Below are 20,150 nucleotides of genomic sequence, written 5' to 3'. Positions count from 1 at the left end.
CATGTAAAATATAGCGTTACATACAACTTGCATGCAAGTTGCGTTAGGCCGCTGATCGGGTTAGGTTATTCGTACAACCAGAAAAAGACGAGGGGGAAGGATGACGGGATCGTCCACAAAATCCGATCGGGAAGCCGCGTCCGGGGCCGGGCGCATCAGCTTGATAAGTGCCGTTCCGGCCTTTAGGTAAACGCTGTCTCACGACGTTAACCTCCCAAAAAATCACAATTAGGCGCTGAGATGATGAGCCGAACTGTAAAAACTGGCACCAAGACCAAAGCCGTCCGAGCCAAGGCTCCGGCAAAGAACGCTGCCAGTGCTGGACCGCGCAAGGGCCGGCTTCGTCTTGATGCGGTGAAGACAATTCGGAAGATGATTCTGCTCGGCGAGTTGCCGCCGGGCGAACGCCTGCGCGAAGTCGCCTTGAGCGAGGCACTGGGCATGTCGCGAACCCCGATCCGGGAAGCATTCCGTACACTCGCCGCCGAAGGGCTGATCGACCTGCTGCCCAATCGCAGCGTCGTGGTCAGCGTGCCCGACAAGTCGGAGGCGGCGGATGTCTTCACCGTGCTCGGCGTGCTCGAAGGCCTGGCCGGACAGCTTGCCTGCCGCCGCATGACGCCCGAGCAGATCGAGATCCTCGACGAACTGCAGGCCGATCTTGCCGCCTATTTCGAGAAGTCGGACCGGCTGAGCTATCTCGAAGCGAATCGCCTGATCCACGAACATATCGTGCAGGCGGCCGAGAGCCCGTCGCTGATGCTCGCCTGGCGGCTGCTGCTGCCACGCGCCGAGCGTGCGCGCCACGTCACCACGCTCGACCATGACCGCTGGGCGGAGGCCTTTGCCGAACATTGCGAGATCAACGCCGCGATTCAGGCGCGCGACGAAAAGCTGCTCAAGCAGCTGCTCGAAAGCCATTTCGCCAAGGGCGTCGAGAGCATGAAGAAGAACGAGGCCCGCGAGCGCGCCAGCCGCCGCGCCGAGATCTACGCGGGCGTGATCAGCTAGGGCCCTTCCCTCAATCCATGAGCGGCCACACGCCGCCCATATGGCGTCGCTGCCCCTGAGACGGATATAAAATCCGGCAATATCCGGTTGTCTGTATGCAAGACGGTTGGTATGCATACAGGAAATCGGGCGTATTCACGCGACCCGGAGTCGGGAGAATGACGAGTGCGCGACCTGCTTCCGGAAGACAGCCAGGACGCGACGCTGGTCGGACGATTGGCGACCGAGCAAGGCCCGATTCCCATCTCCGTCGTCGACGGCCATGTCTTCGATCTTTCCGGAGAAGCGGCAACGGTATCCGGTCTGCTGGAGGCGATGCCGCCGAGCGGAAAGCTGCCGATTGGCCGCAGCCTGGGCCCGATCGAGGCGCTCGATCTGCGGCCGGCCTGGGATGGGGCCGGACCCGGCCGCCTGCTCGCGCCGATCGACCTGCACTGCGTCAAGGCATCGGGCGTCACCTTCGCGGTTTCTGCGCTGGAGCGAGTGATCGAGGAGCGCGCACGCGGCGACTCGGCCGGCGCGGCGCAATTCCGGGCGGAGATCCAGGAAAAGATCGGCGGCGACATCCAGTCGGTCCGTCCGGGTTCGCCCGAGGCGATGAACCTCAAGGAAATGCTGATCGCGAGCGGCGCCTGGTCGCAATATCTCGAAGTGGCGATCGGCCCGGATGCGGAGATCTTCACCAAGGCGCCAGTGCTCTCCGCCGTCGGATCCGGCGCCTGGGTCGGCATCCGCAGCGATTCGCACTGGAACAATCCCGAGCCCGAAGTGGTGATCATCGCCGATTCCGCCGGCAATGCGCGCGGCGCCACGCTGGGCAACGACGTGAACCTGCGCGATATCGAGGGGCGCAGCGCGCTGCTGCTGGGCAAGGCCAAGGACAATAACGCGTCCTGCGCGCTCGGCCCGTTCATCCGCCTGTTCGACGACAATTTCACCATGGACGACATCCGCAACGCCGAGGTCTCGCTGCTGATCGAGGGCGAGGACAATTACAGGCTCGAGGGCCGCTCCAACATGCGGCTGATCAGCCGCGATCCGCTCGACCTGGTCGGCCAGACGATCGGCAAGAGCCACCAATATCCCGACGGCTTCGCGCTGTTCCTCGGCACGATGTTCGCGCCGGGCGACGATCGCGGCGAGCCGGGGCGGGGCTTCACCCACAAGATCGGCGACACCGTGAAAGTCGCGACGCCGAAGCTCGGCACGCTGACCAACAAGGTATGCCATTGCGAGGATGCACCGCCCTGGACCTATGGCATTTCGTCGCTGATGCGCGACCTTGCCCGGCGGGGTGCCGTTCAGGCGTAATCGATCGAAGACGCGCCCGCCGAGACGGGACGGTCCAACTGGAGAGTGACTATGGGGAACGCCATCATGCCGAAGAACGACACCGCCGCACGGCGCGGACGCAAGGCACGGCTGACTGGCCGCCTGCTCGCCGCGACCGCGGGTGCGATCGGGCTGTTCGCCGCCCTACCCGCGCTGGCGGAGACGCTGGTGGTCAAGAACTTCACCCTGATCGACGGCCGCGGCGGCGCCGCCGAACCGAATTCGGCGATGGTGGTGGAGGATGGGCGCATCGTCTGGGTCGGCCCGTCCGCCCAGGCACCGGCCGCCGCCGATGCGGTCGACCTGACCGGCAAATATGTCATCCCCGGCCTGATCGACACCCATATCCATATGGGCAACGTCCATGACCTGACTCAGGACGAGCGCTTCTACACGACCGAGAATGTCGAAGCCGACCTGAAGACCTATGCGTCCTATGGCTTCACCACCGTCGCGGTGATGGGCACCGACAAGGACTCGGTCTTCGCCGTGCGCAATGCCGAGCGTGCCGGGCGCCCGACCATGACCCGGCTGTTCACCGCCGGCCAGGGCATCGTGTTCCGCGGCGGTTATGGCGGCGTGCCGGGCATTAATCGCCCCGTCACCAATGCCAAGGAAGCGGCGATCGAGGTCGATTCCCAGGCCGCCAAGGGTGCCGACTATATCAAGTTCTGGCTCGACGACGAGCTGGGCACCATGCCCAAGATGCCGCCCGAGATCAGCAAGGCCGTGATCGACGCGGCGCACCGCAACGGGCTGAAGGTCTTTGCCCATATCTTCTATCTGGAAGACGCCAAGCGCCTTGCCGCTCAGGGAGTCGACGGGTTCGTCCACAGCGTACGCGACCAGCCGATCGACAAGGCCCTGACCGACGCCATGAAGGAAAAGGGCATCGTGCAGGTCGCAGCGACGCTCAGCCGCGAGGCAGCGATGTTCGCTTATGGCAAGCCGGCGCCGCAGCTGGGCGATCCCTTTTTCCAGCAATCCCTGTCGCCCGAGGCGCTGAGGCTGCTGGCAAGCCCGGAACGGCAGAAGACGGTCGCTTCCTCCCCCGCCTATCCGAAGCTGCCGAGCTTCTTCGAAACCGCGATGGGCAATCTGAAGCGCGAATCGGCGGCGGGCGTGCATTACGGCCTCGGCACCGATTCCGGCCCTCCGGGACGCGTCGCCGGCTATTCGGGCCATTGGGAAATGGAGCTGATGGTCAAGGACGGCTTCACCCCCGGTCAGGCGATCCAGGCAGCGACCGAATATGGTGCCGAAGTCCTGGGCGCGAAGGACCTTGGCACGCTGGAGCGGGCCAAATGGGCCGACTTCGTCGTGCTTGATGCCAACCCGCTTCAGGACATCAAGAACACCCGCAAGATCAACTCGGTCTATATCGCGGGCCGCAAGGTGCGCTCGGTCGCGCAATGACGATGGAAGCGAACGACAACACCCCGGCGCGGCGGCGGCCGACGCGCGTCCGCCACGCCGTGCTGTGGCTGACGGTGCTCGCTTACATGATCACCTATATGGACCGCGTGGTGATCTCGACCGCGGCACCGTCGATCCAGCAGGAGTTCGGCTTCTCCGCGATCACCATGGGCTGGATCTTCAGCACCTTCCAAATCACCTATGCGATCTTCCAGATCCCGGGCGGCTGGCTGGGCGACCGTTTCGGCCCGCGCCGGGCGCTGACCTGGATCGTGGTGTGGTGGTCGAGCTTCACCGCATTGACCGCGATGACCTGGTCGGCCGGATCGATGCTGGTCTGCCGCGCGCTGTTCGGCGCGGGCGAGGCCGGCGCCTTCCCGATCGCGACCCGGTCGCTGTCGCGCTGGATGCTGCCCGCGGAGCGCGGCTTCGCGCAGGGCGTCACCCATGCCGGCGCGCGACTCGGCGGGGCGATCACCCCGGTGTTCGTCGTGTTGCTGATCGCCGATTTCGGCTGGCGCGCGCCTTTCTTCGTGTTCGCCTGTGTCGGGCTGATCTGGGCGGCGTTCTGGTTCTTCTTCTACCGCGATCTGCCGAGCGAGCATAAAAGCGTGAACCCCGCCGAGCTGGCGCTGATCACCGAGGCGCTGGGGTCGGCACCAAAGCCGAGCCGCGCGGTCAAGGTGCCGTGGTCGAAGCTGCTCGGCAACAGCCAGATCTGGACGCTGTCGGCGATGTATTTCTGCTACGCCTACAGCATCGGCATCTTCCTCACCTGGTTCCCGACCTATCTGAAGGAAGCGCACGAGTTCAACCTGACCAAGATGGGCCTTTATGCCAGCCTGCCGCTGATGGCGGGCGTGGCGGGCGACATCGCGGGCGGCTGGATCTCGGACCGGATGGCGCATAAATCGGGCAACCTGACCATGTCGCGGCGGCTCGTCGCAATGGTCGGCTTCCTGCTCGCCGCCGCGACCATCCCGATGGCGGTGCTGTCCCCCGATCCGATGACCAGCGTCGCCTGGTTCTGCCTCGCGGTGTTCGGGCTCGAGCTGACGGTCGGCGTGTCCTGGGCGGTGACGCTCGATATCGGCGGCAATTATGCCGGCTCGGTCTCGGCGGTGATGAACACCTGCGGCAATATCGGCGGCGCGATCGCGTCGTTCGCGACCGGCTATATCGTCACCTATGCCGGCTGGAACCCGGCCTTTTTCGTGCTGGCGGTGCTGTGCTTCGCGGCGGCGCTGCTGTTCCTGCGGATCGACGCGTCGAAACCGCTGTACCGGGGCGATCCGGCGCCCGTGTGACGGCGCGGTTTCGTCTCCCAATTTGAGAGCTTTGGTCGGAATCGGAACATGAAGACCTTGACACATTCGGCCAATGCCTTGATGCATACAAATAGGTATTTTAGTATGCAACATACGGCAACTACGGTGGGCAAAACATCGGGGAAAGCAATTTCACCCGAATGTCTGGGGAGGTCAGGCAGGGCATGAAGATCAGTGAGGAGAAATGCGTCGGGTGCGGCAATTGCACCTACGCCTGCACGATGGGGGCGATCTATATCGACCCGAAGACGCGCAAGGCGACCGTCAACAGCGACGAGTGCGTGGAGTGCTATGCCTGCTATAATGGGCTGAGCAAGGAGCATCTCCCGCCCAGGACGGTGCGCTTCACGCGCCGCATGATGTCCAAGCTGTGGCTCCGTTTCGAGCCCGATCCCGATATCTGCCCGACCGATGCGCTCGTGCCCGACGAGCTGAGCTGGCCGCGCGTCGTACGCCGCGCCTTCTCCGATCCGCGCGTCCCGCACGAATCGACCGGCGTCACCGGCCGCGGCACCGAGGAAGTGAAGACCAACGAGATCTCCAACCGAATCGCGGTCGGCATGGTCGGTTTCACCATCGAGTTCGGCCGCCCCGGCGTCGGCGTGCGCTTCTACCAGATCCAGGAAATGAGCATGGCGCTCGCGGCGCTGGGCGTGAAGATCCAGCCCAAGAACCCAGTCACCGCGATGATGAGCGATGTCGAGACCGGCAAGATCCGCGACGACATCCTGAACGAGAAAGTGCTGTCCGCGATCCTCGAGATCACCGTCCCGGTCGAGCGCACCGAGGAGATCATCCGCACCGTCTGGGCGGTCGAGAAGAAGATCGACACCATCGTGGTGCTCGGCGTCGGCACGCGCTGCGACGAGGATGGCGAGGAGCGCGTCGTCGCCCCGATCCTGGAAAGCCTCGGCTACACGCTGAAGCGCGCCAAGACCAATCTCGGTCTCGGCAAGCTGCAGATCCGCGAACTCACCCACGAAGCCCCCCATGAAAATTCGGCGTCGGCCAAGGAGGCGGTGACAGCATGACCAACACCCTTCACCGCTACGGCACGGCCGAGAGCTTCAAGGACGATTATGTGATCTTCGCGCTGCCCGCCAAGGGCGGCGCGCAGCAGGGGGATCCGAAGCCGGCGCTCAAGCGCTTCCTCGAGATCGCAATGGAATACAACCCGGTGAACATCGGCGATGCGATGCATGGCGGCGCCACCCGCCCGACCGAGCATAGCCACGCGCTCGAGCATTTCGCCAAGCGCCCGACCAAGCCCGATTTCCAGCAGGTGATCGACGGCGCCGGCGACCCGACGACCTTCTCCGCCGTGTTCGCCACGAAGGAGGATGCCGAAGCGTTCGTCACGCGCATCGTCGAGGAGGATCTGGGCCTCAGCATCAACATCTCCTCGTCGATCGCCAATGCGCTCGGCTGCTGCAAGGCGGCCGGCATCACGCGGCACAGCGTCGGCTATTCGCTCGGCTTCGAGGGCATCCAGGACAATGCGCCCAACCGGCACGTCCTGTCGCTTTCGACCATGTGCGGCCACGGCATGATCAGCCAGTCGCTCGCCAAGAAGATGATCGACATGGTCAAGGAGAACCGCCTCTCGCCCGACAAGGCGACGGCATCGCTCAGCCGCTTCTGTTCGTGCGGCATCTTCAACCCCGTGCGCGCCAAGCGGATCATCGAAGAGGCGCGCGGGAAGATATTCTAGCCCCCACGGAGCATATGTTGTGAGCATCTCAGCAATGGACCGCCGGTCCGACACCAAATCCTCGCTTGGCGCCAAATCTTCGCTCGGGGAGGGCATGATCCCCGCCGGCCGCTCGGGCCGGGCGCAGCTCTGCTACGTCCATCCCGATCTGGTCCGCAACGCCCGGGACCGGCTGCGCGCACAGACCGCGGATTGCGTGATGGAGACCTTCGGCATCAGCGTGAACACCTGGGTCAAGATGCGCGACGGCAAGCCGATCCGCATGTCGGTCGCCGAGCGGTTCGTGCAACGCGTGGGCACCGCGCGCTGACCAGCCTCCACCCGGCGGATTTGCCGGGATGGCCGGCGCGGCCTAGCATTCGCGACATGAATTTCGACGACGTCATCGCTCCCCTGACGCGACAGGCATTCCTGTCCGATCATTGGGGCAAGAGCTTTACGCAGATGAAGGGCGCGGCCGGACGCTTCACCAGCCTGCTGACCTGGGACGATCTCAACGCGATCCTCGAACGGCACCGGCTCTCGCCGCCTCGCTTCAAGCTGGCCCAGGACGGGCGCTCGCTCGACCCGAACCGCTACCTCTCGCCGGGCCTGGGTGGCACGCCGCGGCTCGATTCGGGCAAGTTCGCTGCCTGCCTGGCGGGGGGCGCCACCCTGATCCTCGACGCGGTGGAAGAACTCGCGCCGCGCGTGCGCGACCTGTCGGACTCGTTCCGCGAGGCGCTGCGGTCGGGCAATTACGTCAACCTCTATGCCGGATGGCACAGCCAGAACGGCTTCGACCTGCACTGGGACAGCCAGGATACGGTGATCCTGCAATTGTCGGGCAGGAAGCGCTGGCAGGTCTACAAGCCGACCCGGCTCCATCCGCTGCAGGAGGATATCGAGGCCCCGCCGCGCCCGACCAGTCCGCCGGTGTGGGACGGGCTGCTGGAGGATGGCGACGCGATCTATATTCCGCGCGGCTGGTGGCACATGGCCTATCCGGTCAACGAGCCGAGCCTGCACCTGACCTTCGCGACCATCCCCCCGAACGGCATGGACCTGCTGCGCTGGATGATCGCCAGGCTACCGCGGCATGAGGCGGTGCGGCAGGACCTGCCCGCGCTCGACGATGCCGCGGGGCAGCAGGTCCATCTGGAAACGCTCCGCACCTTGCTGGCCCAGGCGATGGACGACGACCTGATCGCTGCCTTCCAGCGGGAGTGGGAAGGCGACAGCTTCCCCCGCCCGCGTGTCAACCTGCCCGGCGCACCCTATGAGCAGTTCGGGCCGATCGCGGATGGCAGCACCATCCGGCTGACCGCAGGGCACCGGCTGGCCTTCATCGCGGCCGGCACGAATGTCGAGTTCAAGGCGAACGGCAAGCTCTATGTGCTGCCCGCCGATCTGGTGCCCGCGCTCGAGCAGTTACGCGACACGCGTGCGGTGCCGGTGTTGGAGCTGACGGCACGGCTGACCGGCGACACCGCCATCGCCAATCTGAAGAAGAGCCTCGTCGTGCTGGCCAAGGCAGGCATCCTGCTGGTCGAGAAAAACTGAGCGGATCGATTCAACAAGGAGCAGGATTGGACAACATGGCGCTGGACAGGTCTCGGGGCCTGCCGCGCTCTTTCTCAGCATTGGACAATTGCCCAGGGATTTCCCTGTTCGAGCCGGGAAATTCCCTGTTATTCCCGAGGAATTCCCTGTTATTCAGGAACAGGGAATTGCTGGTCAACTAGCTGTTTTAATGAATAAAAATGCATCAATTTCAGCTAAAATCGCGCCGGAAAAAAGAAATTCCCTGTTAATTTCCCTGTTAATCGCCAGGAACAGGGAAATTCTCGTTGGTGCGGCCGCGCCTTCATTTCCCCGCATAGTCGTACCAGGTCAGGTTGTTCGGCACCTGCCCGCTGAGGCAGATCACGTCGCGCTTCCTGCCATCGCCCTTCAGGTCAGCGGTCACGCAATCCTGCACGGCCATGCTGGTGTCCATCAGCATCTTCTTCCACGTCCGGCCGGTCGCATCGGTCGCCTTGTAGAGGAAGGTGTTGGCCGCGCCGCCGCCGCCGCCCGCGACGATCTCGGTCACGCCGTCGCCATCGACATCGACCATGGTGATGCCGTGGCCGCGCTTCAGTTCGTTGTCGATCACATTGCGCTGGTATCTGCCCCGCCCATCCAGCGTGTAGACCACGACAAGATTGCCGTGGAACGGCTCGATCGCCGCGAAATAGGGTTTGGCGCCGAGCTTGCCGAAACCGACATCGCTCGCGCCGTTATCGGGCCAGGGTGCCGGGTTGCCTTTGGCGATCAGGAAGCGTTTCCACTTCCCGTCCGTGCCAAAGCTGTGGCCGTAGATGCCGCTCTGCCCGCCGGTGATGGCTTCCTGCCGGCCGTCGCCATCCCAGTCGAATGGGCGCAGCGCATGGACCTCACCGATATTCTCCACACTCACCAGCTCCCGCTTCCAGTCGGGCGCATGATAGGCATAGAGCGGGGTCGGCAACCGATCGGGATCATTGGTCGGCACCGGTTGCGCTTTCGCGTTGAGGATCGGGGCTACCAGCAGCGCAAGCTTCCCGCTGCCGTCGAGATCGGCGAAGCGCACGCGGTGCGGTGCCGGCACCTGATCGAACACCTTCATCGTCCAGGGCGCGGTCGCGTCGCCGCCGCTGTTGTGCAGGATGGCGATGTTGCCGATGCTGAGCTTCGGATCCGCATTGAAGGCATAGGTGACGGCAATTTCCGGAATGCCGTCGCCGTCCGTGTCGGCCGAGTCCATATTGACCATCTGCTTCAACGGGATCGGCGTAATTATCTCGTGCGGCGTCCAATAGGGGTTCTCGTACCAGATCAAATAATCCTCGCGCTGGCCGAGCGCGATCACATCGGTCTTGCCGTCCTTGTTCATGTCCGCCGCGAGGACGACGTACGCGCCGCGAATATTCTGCGAGATAATGTGCCGCGCGAAAGGAGCGGTAACCTGAGGCGCCGCCGGCGCCGGCGGCGCTGCAACGGCTGGCACAGCACTGGGCGTGGGTGTCACCGAGGGTGGTGCGAAACCGACATAAGTGGCGGGGTCAGTGATCGGCGGCAGTGTCTGGGGCACGACCTGCGCCGGTAGCGACGCCGTCAGCGCGAAGGCCGCCGCCATGGCGGACGCGGTGGCGCACAGCAAAGTGCGCGATGGTGCTCGCATGATCATCCTCCCCCGGCTTTCCCAGCGGACGATGTCAGCGAGAGAAGCGGCCAGCTACACGGCCTCACTATCGTTCCGCGTTCGTGCGGGTACCGGTCCCGCACGGGTTATGCAGACCTGGATACACGAGCCTGCGGCCCTCCACAATGAATTGTATACACCTCACCAGATTGTGTGCAATTATTGCGGCAGCACATAGGCGTCGATCCGGGGTGCGACGATCTCCCGGCAGCGAACGCCAGGCCAGGGGAGGATCTATGAACCGTCACCTATGCGCGGGGATCGCGCTGCTCACGCTCGCCACACCCACCTTTGCGCAAACTGCGCCGACACCCGACAAGACCTATGTACCTGCTGCGGAAATAGCGGCGATGATCGCCAAGGCCGAGAGCGACCCGCGCGCGGCAACGACCGTCATCACGCAGCCATTGCTCCAGCTCGCACCTTATCGTCCGATCATCCATCGCCGCATGACGCCGGCGGGCGCCGACATCCATGAGAAGCAGGCCGAGTTCTTCTTCGTGATCCGCGGCAGCGGCACGCTCACCACGGGCGGCAAGATGGTCAGGGCCGCCGTCGCAGCTGGCGCGCCGCCACCGCCGGCAAGCATCGAGGGCGGCACCGACCGGAAGGTCGCAAAGGGCGATTTCTTCGTCGTGCCCGAAAACACGCCGCACCAGTTCACCGCGATCGATGGCGAATTGGTGCTGATCTCGATGCACGTACCCCGGGCGCCCGCCGCTCAATAGGAGCGCGGCATCCCGAGCACATGTTCGGCGAGATAGGACAGGATCAGGTTCGTCGAGACCGGCGCGACCTGGTACAGCCTGGTCTCGCGGAACTTGCGTTCGACGTCATACTCCTCGGCAAAGGCGAACCCGCCGAACGTCTGCACACAGGCCTCCGCCGCAGCCCAGCTCGCCTCGGCCGCGAGCATCTTCGCCATGTTCGCCTCAGCTCCGGCGTTCGCGCCCGACTGGTAGAGCGTGGCTGCCTCGTGCACCATCAGCTCGGCCGCGCGCATCTGGGCATAAGCGCGCGCGATCGGGAACTGCACGCCCTGGTTCTGGCCGATCGGCCGGCCGAACACTTCGCGCTCGCCGGCATAGGCGGCGGCCTTTTCGATGAACCATTTGGCGTCGCCGATGCATTCGGCGCCAATCAGGATCCGCTCCGCATTCATGCCGGACAGGATGTAGCGGAACCCCTGCCCTTCCTCGCCGACCAGGCTTGAGGCGGGAATGGCCAGCCGATCGAAGAAGATCTCGGTCGTGCCGTGGTTCATCATCGTCCGGATCGGGCGGATCGTCATGCCGTTGCCCAAGGCCTCGCGCATGTCGACCATGAACACCGACAGGCCTTCGGTCTTCTTCGCAACCTGATCACGCGGCGTGGTGCGCGCGAGCAGCAGCATCAGGTCCGAATGCTCGGCGCGGGAGATCCAGATCTTCTGCCCGTCGACGATATAGCGGTCTCCGTCGCGCACCGCCGTGGTGCGCAGCGCCAGCGTGTCGGTGCCCGATCCCGGCTCGGTCACGCCAAAGGCCTGCAGGCGCAAGTCGCCGGTTGCGATCCTGGGGAGATACGCCGCCTTCTGGTCAGCGCTGCCATGGCGCAGGATCGTGTTCATCACATACATCTGCGCGTGACAGGCCGAGCCGTTGCAGCCCGATGCCTGGATCTCCTCCAGGATCACCGCCGCATCGCCGAGCGTCAGACCCGAGCCGCCATAATCTTCGGGGATCAACGCGGCGAGGAAGCCGGCCTGGGTCAGCGCGGCGACGAACTCGGTGGGATAGGCCCGGTCGCGATCCTTCGCGCGCCAATAGTCGCCCGGGAAGTCGGCGCAGAGCTTGCGCACCGCGCGGCGAATCTCGCCCTGTTCCTGCGTATCCCGTACGCCCAGTTCGAACAGCATCCGTCTCTCCGTTTCGCCGGTCATAGCACCGGAAACGGCGCGGGCGATCACCCGAGCGGAATCGGCTCCAGATAGCGGCCCTCGGGCGGCGCGGAGAGCGTGGCGGCGACCGGCGCAAAGGCATGTTTGCCGAGTGCCGCACCGGCGGCCTCGTGGTCCTCGATCGATCGCCAATGCTCGACGAAGACGAAGGTCGCGCCGTCCTTCGGATCGGCGAACAACTCGACCTTCTCGCACCCGGGAAGCGGCGTCACCTTCACGGCCAGATCGACGAGCGCCGCGTGGAGATCGGTCGCGCGATCCTCGGCGGCGGTCATCTTGTAGTGGCGCAGGACAGTCATCGGGTTTCCTTCAGCGGACGAAATGCATCATCTGGCCGGCCATGATCGACAGGTTGGATTTGAGCCCCGGATCGATGCACCCACCCTCCTCGTCGAACAGCGTCATCGTGGTGTTGGCGGCGACGCCGAGCGGCGTCGGCCAGCCGCGCAGCGCATGGACGATGGTGCGCAGCGCGATGAGGGTCGATCCGGTCGCCTGCCAACCATAGGCGCAGGCAATGCAGCCGACCGCGCGTCCATCGAGATAGGGCCGGTCGTCGCGCGCGGTATCCTCGGCATAGTCGAGCGCATTCTTGATCATGCCCGAGATCGAGCCGTGATAGCCGGGCGAGGCGATGATCACGCCGTCGCAGCGCCGGAACAGGTCGACCAGCCGCGCGGCGGCGGGATCGCGTTCCGGATTCTCCGGCGCGTAGAGCGGGATGACGAGATCGGGCCCGGCCAGGATTTCAGTCGTCGCGCCGAGCGCCTCGATCTCGCGGAGTGCCGCGCGCAGCACGGTTTCCGACGAGGAGCCGGCCCGCGTGGTGCCGCCGATGCCGAGGATGAGCGGTGCCGCCACGCTCAGCGCTCCGGCACGAGGACGGCGCGGCCCTGCAAGGTTCCCGCCTCCATCCGGCGATAGGTATCGGCAAGCTCGTCGAACCGCACTTCGACGATCTCGGCATGGACGTGGCCCTGCTGTGCCAGCCCCACCACCGCGCGAAGATCGCTACAGGTCCCGGCATAGGGCACCGCGACGGTCGCATCGCGCGGCATCTCGTGGAAGCGTAGCGGCAGGGTGCCGCCGCCCACCCCGACGATCTGCAACTGCCCGCCCTGCGCCAGCACGCTCTGCGCAAAAGCGAGCGTCGCATCGTTGCCCACCAGATCGAGCACCAGTCCTGCACCAAGCCCCCCGGTCGCCGCGCGGATGGCAGCGGCGGCGGCCTCGCCCGCCTCGATCGCCAGGTCAGCCCCGAGCGCGCGGGCATGGACAAGCTTTTCCGGCTGCCGGTCGACCGCAATGATCCGCGCAGGCGTCAGCGTCCGCAGGACCTGGATCGCGATATGGCCGAGCCCGCCCACGCCGATGACCACCGCGCTCGACCCCGGACCCAGCAGCGGCTCGGCCTGGAGGATGGCGTGATAGGTGGTGATGCCCGCGCACATCAACGGCGCTGCCGCGACCGGGTCGAGCGAGCCGAGCGGGATCAAGTGTCGGACATTATCGACGATGACGTACTCGGCCATGCCCCCGTCCACCCCGCAGCCGAAGCCGGGAACCATCGGCGCCTTGTCACAGACATTCTCCGCGCCGCGCCGGCACGGGCTGCACTGGCCGCATCCCCAGGGGAAATAGATGCCGTACGCCGCGCCCAACTCGACGCCTTCGACGCCCTCGCCGAGCTTGTCGACCCAGCCGGTGGTTTCATGGCCCAGGATCGCGGGCAGCGGGAAGAACGCAGGGTCGGCGTGGATCACCAGCAGGTCGCTGTGGCACAGGCCAGCACCCGCCATGCGCAGCCGGACCTGCCCCGGCCCCGGCTCGGGAATCGGCAGATCGACCATTTGCGCCTCGCCGGCGCGCACCAGTTGATAGGCGCGCATTGTCCCGCTCATCGTCGCTCTCCTTGGGCGTTGTATTTGGCGCCGTTGGCGCAAGCGGCGAAGCTATTAAAACTCATTGCGCGACCAGCTTAGGTCATTGCGAAAACATCTTGCCGGACAAATTGCGCCCGCCCGGCCAATGCCATAGGGAAGCCTTATGGTGGCGACGAAGACGGAAAGTGTGGGCGGCGAACGCGAGCTCAACAAGGCGACCGTCCGCGTGCTCCAGGTCCTTTCCAATTTCGCGTCCGACGTGTCGGGCTATGGCGTGACCGAGCTGAGCCTGTTGCTCGGCATGACCAAGAACATGACCTATCGCGCGCTGACCACCCTGGTCGAACAGGGCTATCTGGTTCGCGAGAAGGATGGGTCGCGCTACCAGCTCGGCTACCGTGTGCTCGAGCTGCAGAACCCGCTCGCGGTCGAACCCGATTTCCGCACCCTGTGCGCGCCCTATGTCCGGCGGATCAACGCGCTGACCGGGGAATCGGTCGGCCTCGCCGTGCGTGGCGGCGACTATGCCGTGCTGATCGACGGGGTCGAGACGCGCAAGCATGGCGTCTGGCGTGTACGGGTCGGCGCGCTCTTCCCGCTGTTCGGTCCTGCGAGCGGCCGCGTGCTGTTGGCGTTCGACGATGACGAAGCGATCCGCGACTATATCGCGCGCAACGAACCGCTCCGGAATCCGCGCACCGGCGAACTGGTCGAGTCCGCCCTGCTGCTCGCCGAGGTCGAGAAGATCCGCCGCGAGGGCCAGGCCCGCGTGGTCCGCGCCAGCGCGCCGCAGATGGTGTCGGTCGGTTTCCCGGTGTGGGACCTCGACAACCGGCTGCACGGCAGCATCTCGGTCGGCGGCCCGCGCGAGCGCTTCGCGGCGCAGCTCGAAGACCAGATGCCCGAGCTGATCGAGATCGTCGCCGACCTCAACCGCCGGTCGCGCCTGTTCCCGGCGGACGACGCCGGATCGGAGCTCAACTGATGGCGCGGACCGCGATCAACTCCTCCGCGATCCATGTGTTCGAGGTACTGCGCCTGGTCGCGCGTACCGAGGAGCCGCTCGGTGTGTCGGAGATCAGCCGGCGCCTCGGCCTGCCCGCCTCGACCGTCTACCGCGCGCTGATCACGCTCGAGGAATCGGACTATCTCGTCCGCCATCAGAACATGCCGCGCTACGAGCTGGGGCAGATGCCCCAACTGCTGAACCGCGCGCTGGTCCATCGTTTCCGTCTGCACGCCGCGAGCCGCCCGCACCTTCGTGCGCTGGCCGAACGGACCGGCGAGACCGCATCGCTGACGGTGCGGCTCGGCTGGTACGGGCTGCGGCTGGCCGGCGTCTATGGCAGTCACGACATCTATCACCGCGACCGCCTCGGCGAGGTGACGCCGCTGCACCGGAACATCTCGGGGCTCGGCATCCTGGCCTTTCTGCCGGAGGAGGCCGTGGCGGCCTACCGCACCTTCATCGCCCGGCGGCATCCGGACGATGCCGGGGGTGATTGGGAAGCATCGTTGGCCACCGTCCGCGCGGCAGGCCTGGCGCAGCGTTCCACCGGCGAGGATCAGTCGGCCTTCGCACTGCCGGTGCGCGATCCCGACGGCCAAGTGCTGGCCTCGATCGCGATCAGCGGCTCGGACCTAGCGGCGGCAGATGACGAGGACGTTGCGCGCGGCGTGCGCGATGCGCTGGAGGCGGAGATCGCACTGGAGCCGTCAGGCTTCGATTCTCCCTTCGCGCACATCCCGCCCGACGAGATCGTGATCAACCTCGATCGGACCGTAGCCCCGGCTTAGCGAGGCTCAGCCCATTCGGCGTTCAACCGAACCCGCTGTTCCTCCGCCATCGCATCCAGATCCCCGAGATGCTGGTGCCCGGTCGCGAAATCGTTGAGCGGGTTGTGGTTCTCGCCCAGCACCAGCCAGATCGGCCGCTGCGCGATCGGCGCCGGCTTGCCCGCGGCACCCGTCCCCTTGGCCATGCCGAAGCTGCGATCATAGGTGTCGGCCGCATCCATATAGTGGAAGGTCAGCCCCGCCCGCCGCCGCCCCGACGTGTTGGCATTGGCACCGTGTACCACGAACACGTCATGACCGGAGAACTGCCCGGGCGCCCGCACCGCATTTACCGCGCTGTCGAAATCCACCACGGTCTTGTCGACCTCGAAATTGAGCAGCGCATCGTCATTGGTGCCGATGATATGCTCGATCCGCCCGTTCTTGCCCGATCCCGGCACGAAGCGCAGGCAGCCATTATCGACATTCACATCGTCGACCGCGATCCAGATCATCACGCTCTTGGGGTCCCTGCGCCCCGGCCCGGCCTTGACCGAAGGGTTGTAGCAATCCTGGTGCCACGGCGTCGCCTTTCCGATGCTCGCCGGCTTGGCGAAGATCTCGCCGCCCCACAGGATCAGGTTCGGGCCGATCAGATCGCGCGCTGCGGCGAGGATCGTCGGGTGGATCGCGATCTTGAACAGCTCCTCGCCGCCGATCACCCCTTCCAGCACGCCGGGGCGCAGCGGGATATGCGGCATACGGACGAGATTGTGCCAGTCGGGGTTGGCCGTGAAGACATCCTCCATCGCTCCGACCATCGCCGCGGTGGTCTCGGTATCCAGGCCCTGCGCCGGCAGAACGAAACCCAGGTCGCGAAAGGATTCGGCCTCGGCCGGGGTCACGACATGCTTGGGGATCAGGCGGGTGGCGTGTGCGGTTGCCATGTCTCTCTCCTCAGTTCCTACGCCGACGATCTTCCTCTGCGCCTTCATCGTCAAATACCGATTCACGCGAGTTTGAGACGTCAAAATTACATAGTCCGCGGACCCTCGCGACGGATCGTGCGGGCTACCCGGAGGAACTGGATCGCCGCCGCGACCACCGCAATCGGCGCCGCGAGCAGCGCGTAGCCAAGACTCGCTGCGCCAACGCTCGGCGCCAGGGCCTGGCTCGCATAGCCGACGATCAGAGGCGCCGGCACGCTGGCGCAGAGTGCGATCACCAGCAGCAGCACCGCTGTCGCCATGCCGCGCATCTCGGGCGGGCTATAGGTCTGCAGGATCACCCAGCTGATCGGCGGGTTGGTCATCAGCGCCGCATAGCCGAGCACGAACAGCACGGCGAAGGTACGGAAGTCAGTCGCGAGGAAGGCGCCGGTGAACAGCGCTGCGGACAGCACCAGCATCGTCGCGACGGCGACGGGCGGACGCCACAGCCCGCGCCGGCCGAGCCCGTCGGTCGCGATGCCGGCCAGGATCATCATCGTGCCGCCGGCGAGTGCGATGCCGGTGCCCATCACGCCGCCGACCTCGGCCGTGCCCAAAGCGAAGCGGCGCACCGCGAAGGACGGCGCCCAGCTCAGCACTGCGAACACGCAGAAATTGCACAAGGCCACCGCGAAGATCGACTGGCGGAACGCCTTGATCCGCCAGAGGAACGCAAAGGTCGCGAACAGGTTCTTCGATCCCGCCGCAACGCCCGGCGTCATATCTGCCGCACCGCGCACCGGCTCGCGCGTGGTGAAGACCAGCAACAGCGCCAGGACCAGCCCGGGCATGCCGGCCGCGAAGAAGGTCGTCCGCCAGCCAAGCTCCTGGTTGACCACGCCGCCGATCGCGAAGCCGACGAACAGCCCAACAGTCGTCGCCGAGGTCCAGATCGCCATCGCCGTTCCCCGTCGCCGCGCCGGGAAGTGATCCGCGATCAGCGATACCGAGGACGGCGATCCGCCCGCCTCCGCGATCGAGACCCCGACGCGCGTCGCGGCCAGCTCGATCAGGTTGCCCGCGCGCCCGCCGAGCATGGTCATGACGCTCCACACGGCGATACAGGCAGCGATGAAGCGCACGCGATGCGTGCGGTCAGCGAAATACGCCATGGGCACGCCGAGGATCGCATAGAAGAACGCGATAGCCGGCCCGGCAAGGATGCCGATCTGTCCGTCGGTCAGGTGGAGGTCGCGCTTGATGTCCTCGGCCAGGATGCCGACGATCTGGCGATCCGCCATGTTCATCACATAGACACCGAACAGCAGCGTGAGCACATACCAGGAGTGCAGGCGCCCCGCGGGCGCGGCCGGTTCGGGTCTCTCCATCGCCGGAGCATCACCGGGCGTCGGGGAATCGCGAAACGAGCTTATCTCATGCGGCGATGACTCGCGCGTCGGCGCCGGGCAAAAAATCATGACTCGTACGGGAGCCCTTCCGATATGCTCGATGCCTGCGCCGGGAGATCGACTCTGCCCCACTCCCCCGAAAAGACGATGACCACGCTGCGTCCGCCGCCGCTGATCGAGCTTCGGCATCTCCATGCCTTTCTGGTCGTGGCCGAGGAGCTGCATTTCGGGCGCGCGGCGATCCGGCTCGGCATCGCCCAGCCGCCGCTCAGCCAGCAGATACGGCGGATCGAACAGTCGCTCGGCCACCCGCTCTTCGATCGCGATACCCGCAACGTCTCGCTCACCCCGGCAGGCGAAGCCTTTGCCGAGACGGCACGCACGGTGCTCCAGCAGCTTTCGCTCGGCATCGAACGTACGCGCGCGGTGGCGACCGGCGACGCGGGACGGCTCGCGGTCGGCTTCACTCCGACCACCGCGCTCAGGCTCCTGCCCGCGATCGTCCACAGTTTTCGTCGCGACTTTGCCCGGGTCGAGATCGCGCTGTCCGAACTGATGCCTGACGCGCTGCTCGAGGCGCTGCGGCGCGGCGAGATCGATGCGGCCCTGCTCCGCGACGCCCATCCGATCGAGGGCGCGGCATTGGTCACGCTCCACACCGAGCCGTTCGTCGCCGTGTTGCCCGCGGGCCATGTTCTCGCCGACCCCGGCGTGCCGTTCGATCTCGCGGGTTTGGCCGACGATCCCTTCATCCTGTTCCCGCGCAATCCGGCGTCGACCAGCATGGAGTCGGTGATCGCGCTCTGCGTGGAGGCGGGCTTCACCCCGCGCGTGGTGCAGGAAGTGCCGGGCTGGCAGACCGCGATCTCGATGGTCGGCTCCGGCCTCGGCGTCACCATCCTGCCCGAGAGCGTCGACAGCCTGCAACTGCCGGGTATCGTCTATCGCCGGATCGACTCCCCGATCCGTTCGACCATCTGCGCCGCGCGCCGGAGCGACGACGAGCGGCCGATGGTGCGCAACTTCATCGAGTGCGGGGCGACCGTCATGCCGGCATGAGATTAAATCCGCGCGAACGTCCGCGTTCGGTGATAATTTTCCGGCAAGGGCGTCGGGCCGGGAGAGACGAATGCTAGCGTTGCAGAAGAGGCGCGACGACCAGGGTCTCGAGCTGCGCGACGTGCCCGAGCCGCCGCCGCCCGGCCCCGCCGACGTGCGGATCCGCGTCGCGGCGACCGGCATTTGCGGCACCGACCTCGGCATCCAGAAATGGGGCGCCGGTTACCGTGCGATGATGGCGAAGGCGCTGCCGGTCACGCTGGGACATGAGACGGTCGGGCACGTCATCGCGGTCGGCGACGGCGTCACCTCGGTCGCGATCGGCGATGTCGTGGTGGTCAATCCGGCGGTGGCGTGCGGGGACTGCGCCCGCTGCCGCGCCGGCGATCCGGTCGGTTGCCTCGATCGCCGCCCGGTCGGCATGGTGATGGACGGCGCATTCGCGCCGTTGCTCAACGTACCGGGAAGCTATGTCTACCGCCTGCCCGCCAACATTCCGCTCGAACTCGGTGCGCTGGTCGAGCCGCTGAGCGTCGCTGCCTATGCGCTCGACGTGGCCGGCTTCGAGCCCGGCCAGCGCGTGCTGGTCTATGGTCCCGGCCCGATCGGCCAGGGTGTAGCAGTGCTGGCGCGCGAGATGGGTGCGGCGGAGGTCGCGGTGGTCGGCTTGTCCGACGCGGCACGCTTCACAACACTGCGGACGCTCGGCTTCGACCACCTGTTCGACATGAGCGAACCCGACGCGGCCGAACGACTGTCCGCTTTCGCCGGCGACGGCTTCGACATCGCGATCGAGGCTGCCGGCGTTGCCAGCGTCATCGATCAGGCGCTGGCGCTGCTTCGCCCACTCGGGATACTGGCGATGGCCGGTATGGGAGAAGCAAGCGGGCCACTCGATATCGGCCTGCTGGTGCGCAAGCGCCTGCAGGTCCGCGGCGTCTCGCGCATTCCCCCGCGCATCTGGCCCAGCGTGATCGCGCTGATGGCGAAGCGACCCGAGGCGTTCGCCCCGCTCATCACCCATCGCCTGCCCTTGTCACAGGCGATCGAGGCGTTCGCCCTGTGCCGTGCTGGCGAAACGTCGAAAGTGCTGCTGATTCCCGGCGACTAAACCAGCGCCCGGCGGATCATTACGCCATCGCAACTGGTAAA

Annotated in this window: 20 protein-coding genes; 13 read left to right on the top strand and 7 right to left on the bottom strand. The window is 65.8% G+C overall.

All coding sequences use genetic code 11. From position 1 onward, the window contains the following. Positions 1-240: 240 nt before the first annotated feature. The 8 genes from WC729_RS23170 (at position 241) to WC729_RS23135 (ending at position 8,340) form a co-directional block, all read left to right on the top strand. Positions 241-1,011, top strand: a complete 771-nt coding sequence (locus tag WC729_RS23170) for a GntR family transcriptional regulator (protein ID WP_372856819.1) — start codon at positions 241-243, stop codon at positions 1,009-1,011. 165 nt (positions 1,012-1,176) lie between these two features. Next, positions 1,177-2,322, top strand: a complete 1,146-nt coding sequence (locus WC729_RS23165; RefSeq protein ID WP_372856818.1) for a fumarylacetoacetate hydrolase family protein — start codon at positions 1,177-1,179, stop codon at positions 2,320-2,322. 51 nt (positions 2,323-2,373) lie between these two features. Continuing rightward, the gene (locus WC729_RS23160; protein ID WP_372856817.1) at positions 2,374-3,759 is read left to right on the top strand and encodes an amidohydrolase family protein; all 1,386 of its coding nucleotides are present in this window, start codon (positions 2,374-2,376) and stop codon (positions 3,757-3,759) included. Beyond that, entirely contained in the window at positions 3,756-5,066 is a 1,311-nt protein-coding gene (locus WC729_RS23155; RefSeq protein ID WP_372856816.1) for an MFS transporter, read from the top strand. Before WC729_RS23160 ends, WC729_RS23155 begins: the two co-directional genes overlap by 4 nt. A gap of 185 nt (positions 5,067-5,251) precedes the next feature. Beyond that, entirely contained in the window at positions 5,252-6,118 is an 867-nt protein-coding gene (locus WC729_RS23150) for a ferredoxin family protein (RefSeq protein WP_372856815.1), read from the top strand. After that, positions 6,115-6,798: a hypothetical protein gene (locus WC729_RS23145; RefSeq protein ID WP_372856814.1), complete on the top strand. Its 684-nt coding sequence runs from the start codon at positions 6,115-6,117 to the stop codon at positions 6,796-6,798. Before WC729_RS23150 ends, WC729_RS23145 begins: the two co-directional genes overlap by 4 nt. 19 nt (positions 6,799-6,817) lie before the next feature. Then, positions 6,818-7,108, top strand: a complete 291-nt coding sequence (locus tag WC729_RS23140) for a hypothetical protein (RefSeq protein ID WP_372856813.1) — start codon at positions 6,818-6,820, stop codon at positions 7,106-7,108. A gap of 56 nt (positions 7,109-7,164) precedes the next feature. Then, a complete protein-coding gene (locus WC729_RS23135; protein ID WP_372856812.1) occupies positions 7,165-8,340 on the top strand; it encodes a cupin domain-containing protein in 1,176 nt (391 codons plus the stop codon). A 304-nt stretch (positions 8,341-8,644) separates the two neighbouring features. Here WC729_RS23135 and WC729_RS23130 read toward each other — a convergent pair whose 3' ends face one another. Then, complete coding sequence (locus WC729_RS23130; RefSeq protein ID WP_372856811.1) at positions 8,645-9,982, bottom strand: FG-GAP repeat domain-containing protein; 1,338 nt, start codon at positions 9,980-9,982, stop codon at positions 8,645-8,647. 257 nt (positions 9,983-10,239) lie between these two features. On the opposite strand from WC729_RS23130, the gene WC729_RS23125 reads away from it, so the two are divergent. After that, positions 10,240-10,731 carry a cupin domain-containing protein gene (locus WC729_RS23125; RefSeq protein WP_372856810.1) on the top strand — a complete coding sequence of 164 codons (492 nt, stop codon included), beginning with the start codon at positions 10,240-10,242 and terminating at the stop codon, positions 10,729-10,731. Here the strand turns inward: WC729_RS23125 and WC729_RS23120 are convergent. Genes WC729_RS23120 through WC729_RS23105 form a run of 4 tightly spaced genes read right to left on the bottom strand, consistent with a single transcriptional unit; the run spans position 10,725 to position 13,843 of the window. After that, a complete protein-coding gene (locus WC729_RS23120; protein ID WP_372856809.1) occupies positions 10,725-11,900 on the bottom strand; it encodes an acyl-CoA dehydrogenase family protein in 1,176 nt (391 codons plus the stop codon). The two genes, WC729_RS23125 and WC729_RS23120, sit on opposite strands and share 7 nt — an antisense overlap. Positions 11,901-11,947: 47 nt before the next feature. Further along, positions 11,948-12,241, bottom strand: coding sequence for a putative quinol monooxygenase (locus WC729_RS23115; protein ID WP_372856808.1), 294 nt, complete (start codon positions 12,239-12,241; stop codon positions 11,948-11,950). Positions 12,242-12,251: 10 nt separating this feature from the next. Continuing rightward, positions 12,252-12,803, bottom strand: coding sequence for an NADPH-dependent FMN reductase (locus WC729_RS23110; protein WP_372856807.1), 552 nt, complete (start codon positions 12,801-12,803; stop codon positions 12,252-12,254). Between the two features lie 2 nt (positions 12,804-12,805). Continuing rightward, positions 12,806-13,843, bottom strand: coding sequence for an alcohol dehydrogenase catalytic domain-containing protein (locus tag WC729_RS23105; RefSeq protein WP_372856806.1), 1,038 nt, complete (start codon positions 13,841-13,843; stop codon positions 12,806-12,808). 148 nt (positions 13,844-13,991) lie between these two features. Here WC729_RS23105 and WC729_RS23100 point away from each other — a divergent pair, with 148 nt between their 5' ends. After that, positions 13,992-14,810 (top strand): IclR family transcriptional regulator, encoded by an 819-nt coding sequence (locus WC729_RS23100; RefSeq protein WP_372856805.1) that lies wholly within the window; start codon positions 13,992-13,994, stop codon positions 14,808-14,810. Next, complete coding sequence (locus tag WC729_RS23095) at positions 14,810-15,622, top strand: IclR family transcriptional regulator (protein ID WP_372856804.1); 813 nt, start codon at positions 14,810-14,812, stop codon at positions 15,620-15,622. The genes WC729_RS23100 and WC729_RS23095 overlap by 1 nt, the downstream gene beginning before the upstream one ends. Here the strand turns inward: WC729_RS23095 and WC729_RS23090 are convergent. Continuing rightward, a complete protein-coding gene (locus tag WC729_RS23090; RefSeq protein ID WP_372856803.1) occupies positions 15,619-16,548 on the bottom strand; it encodes a phytanoyl-CoA dioxygenase family protein in 930 nt (309 codons plus the stop codon). The two genes, WC729_RS23095 and WC729_RS23090, sit on opposite strands and share 4 nt — an antisense overlap. A gap of 86 nt (positions 16,549-16,634) precedes the next feature. Continuing rightward, entirely contained in the window at positions 16,635-17,918 is a 1,284-nt protein-coding gene (locus WC729_RS23085; RefSeq protein ID WP_372856802.1) for a spinster family MFS transporter, read from the bottom strand. Between the two features lie 168 nt (positions 17,919-18,086). On the opposite strand from WC729_RS23085, the gene WC729_RS23080 reads away from it, so the two are divergent. Then, positions 18,087-18,998, top strand: a complete 912-nt coding sequence (locus tag WC729_RS23080; RefSeq protein WP_372856801.1) for a LysR substrate-binding domain-containing protein — start codon at positions 18,087-18,089, stop codon at positions 18,996-18,998. A 70-nt stretch (positions 18,999-19,068) separates the two neighbouring features. Beyond that, the gene (locus tag WC729_RS23075) at positions 19,069-20,109 is read left to right on the top strand and encodes a zinc-binding dehydrogenase (protein ID WP_372856800.1); all 1,041 of its coding nucleotides are present in this window, start codon (positions 19,069-19,071) and stop codon (positions 20,107-20,109) included. Positions 20,110-20,150: the final 41 nt, after the last annotated feature.

The sequence above is a fragment of the Sphingomonas sp. genome, from assembly GCF_041661825.1.
GTDB lineage: Bacteria > Pseudomonadota > Alphaproteobacteria > Sphingomonadales > Sphingomonadaceae > Sphingomonas.
The sequence above is the reverse complement of the archived record's forward strand: the minus strand, read 5'-3'. Positions and strand labels throughout refer to the sequence as shown.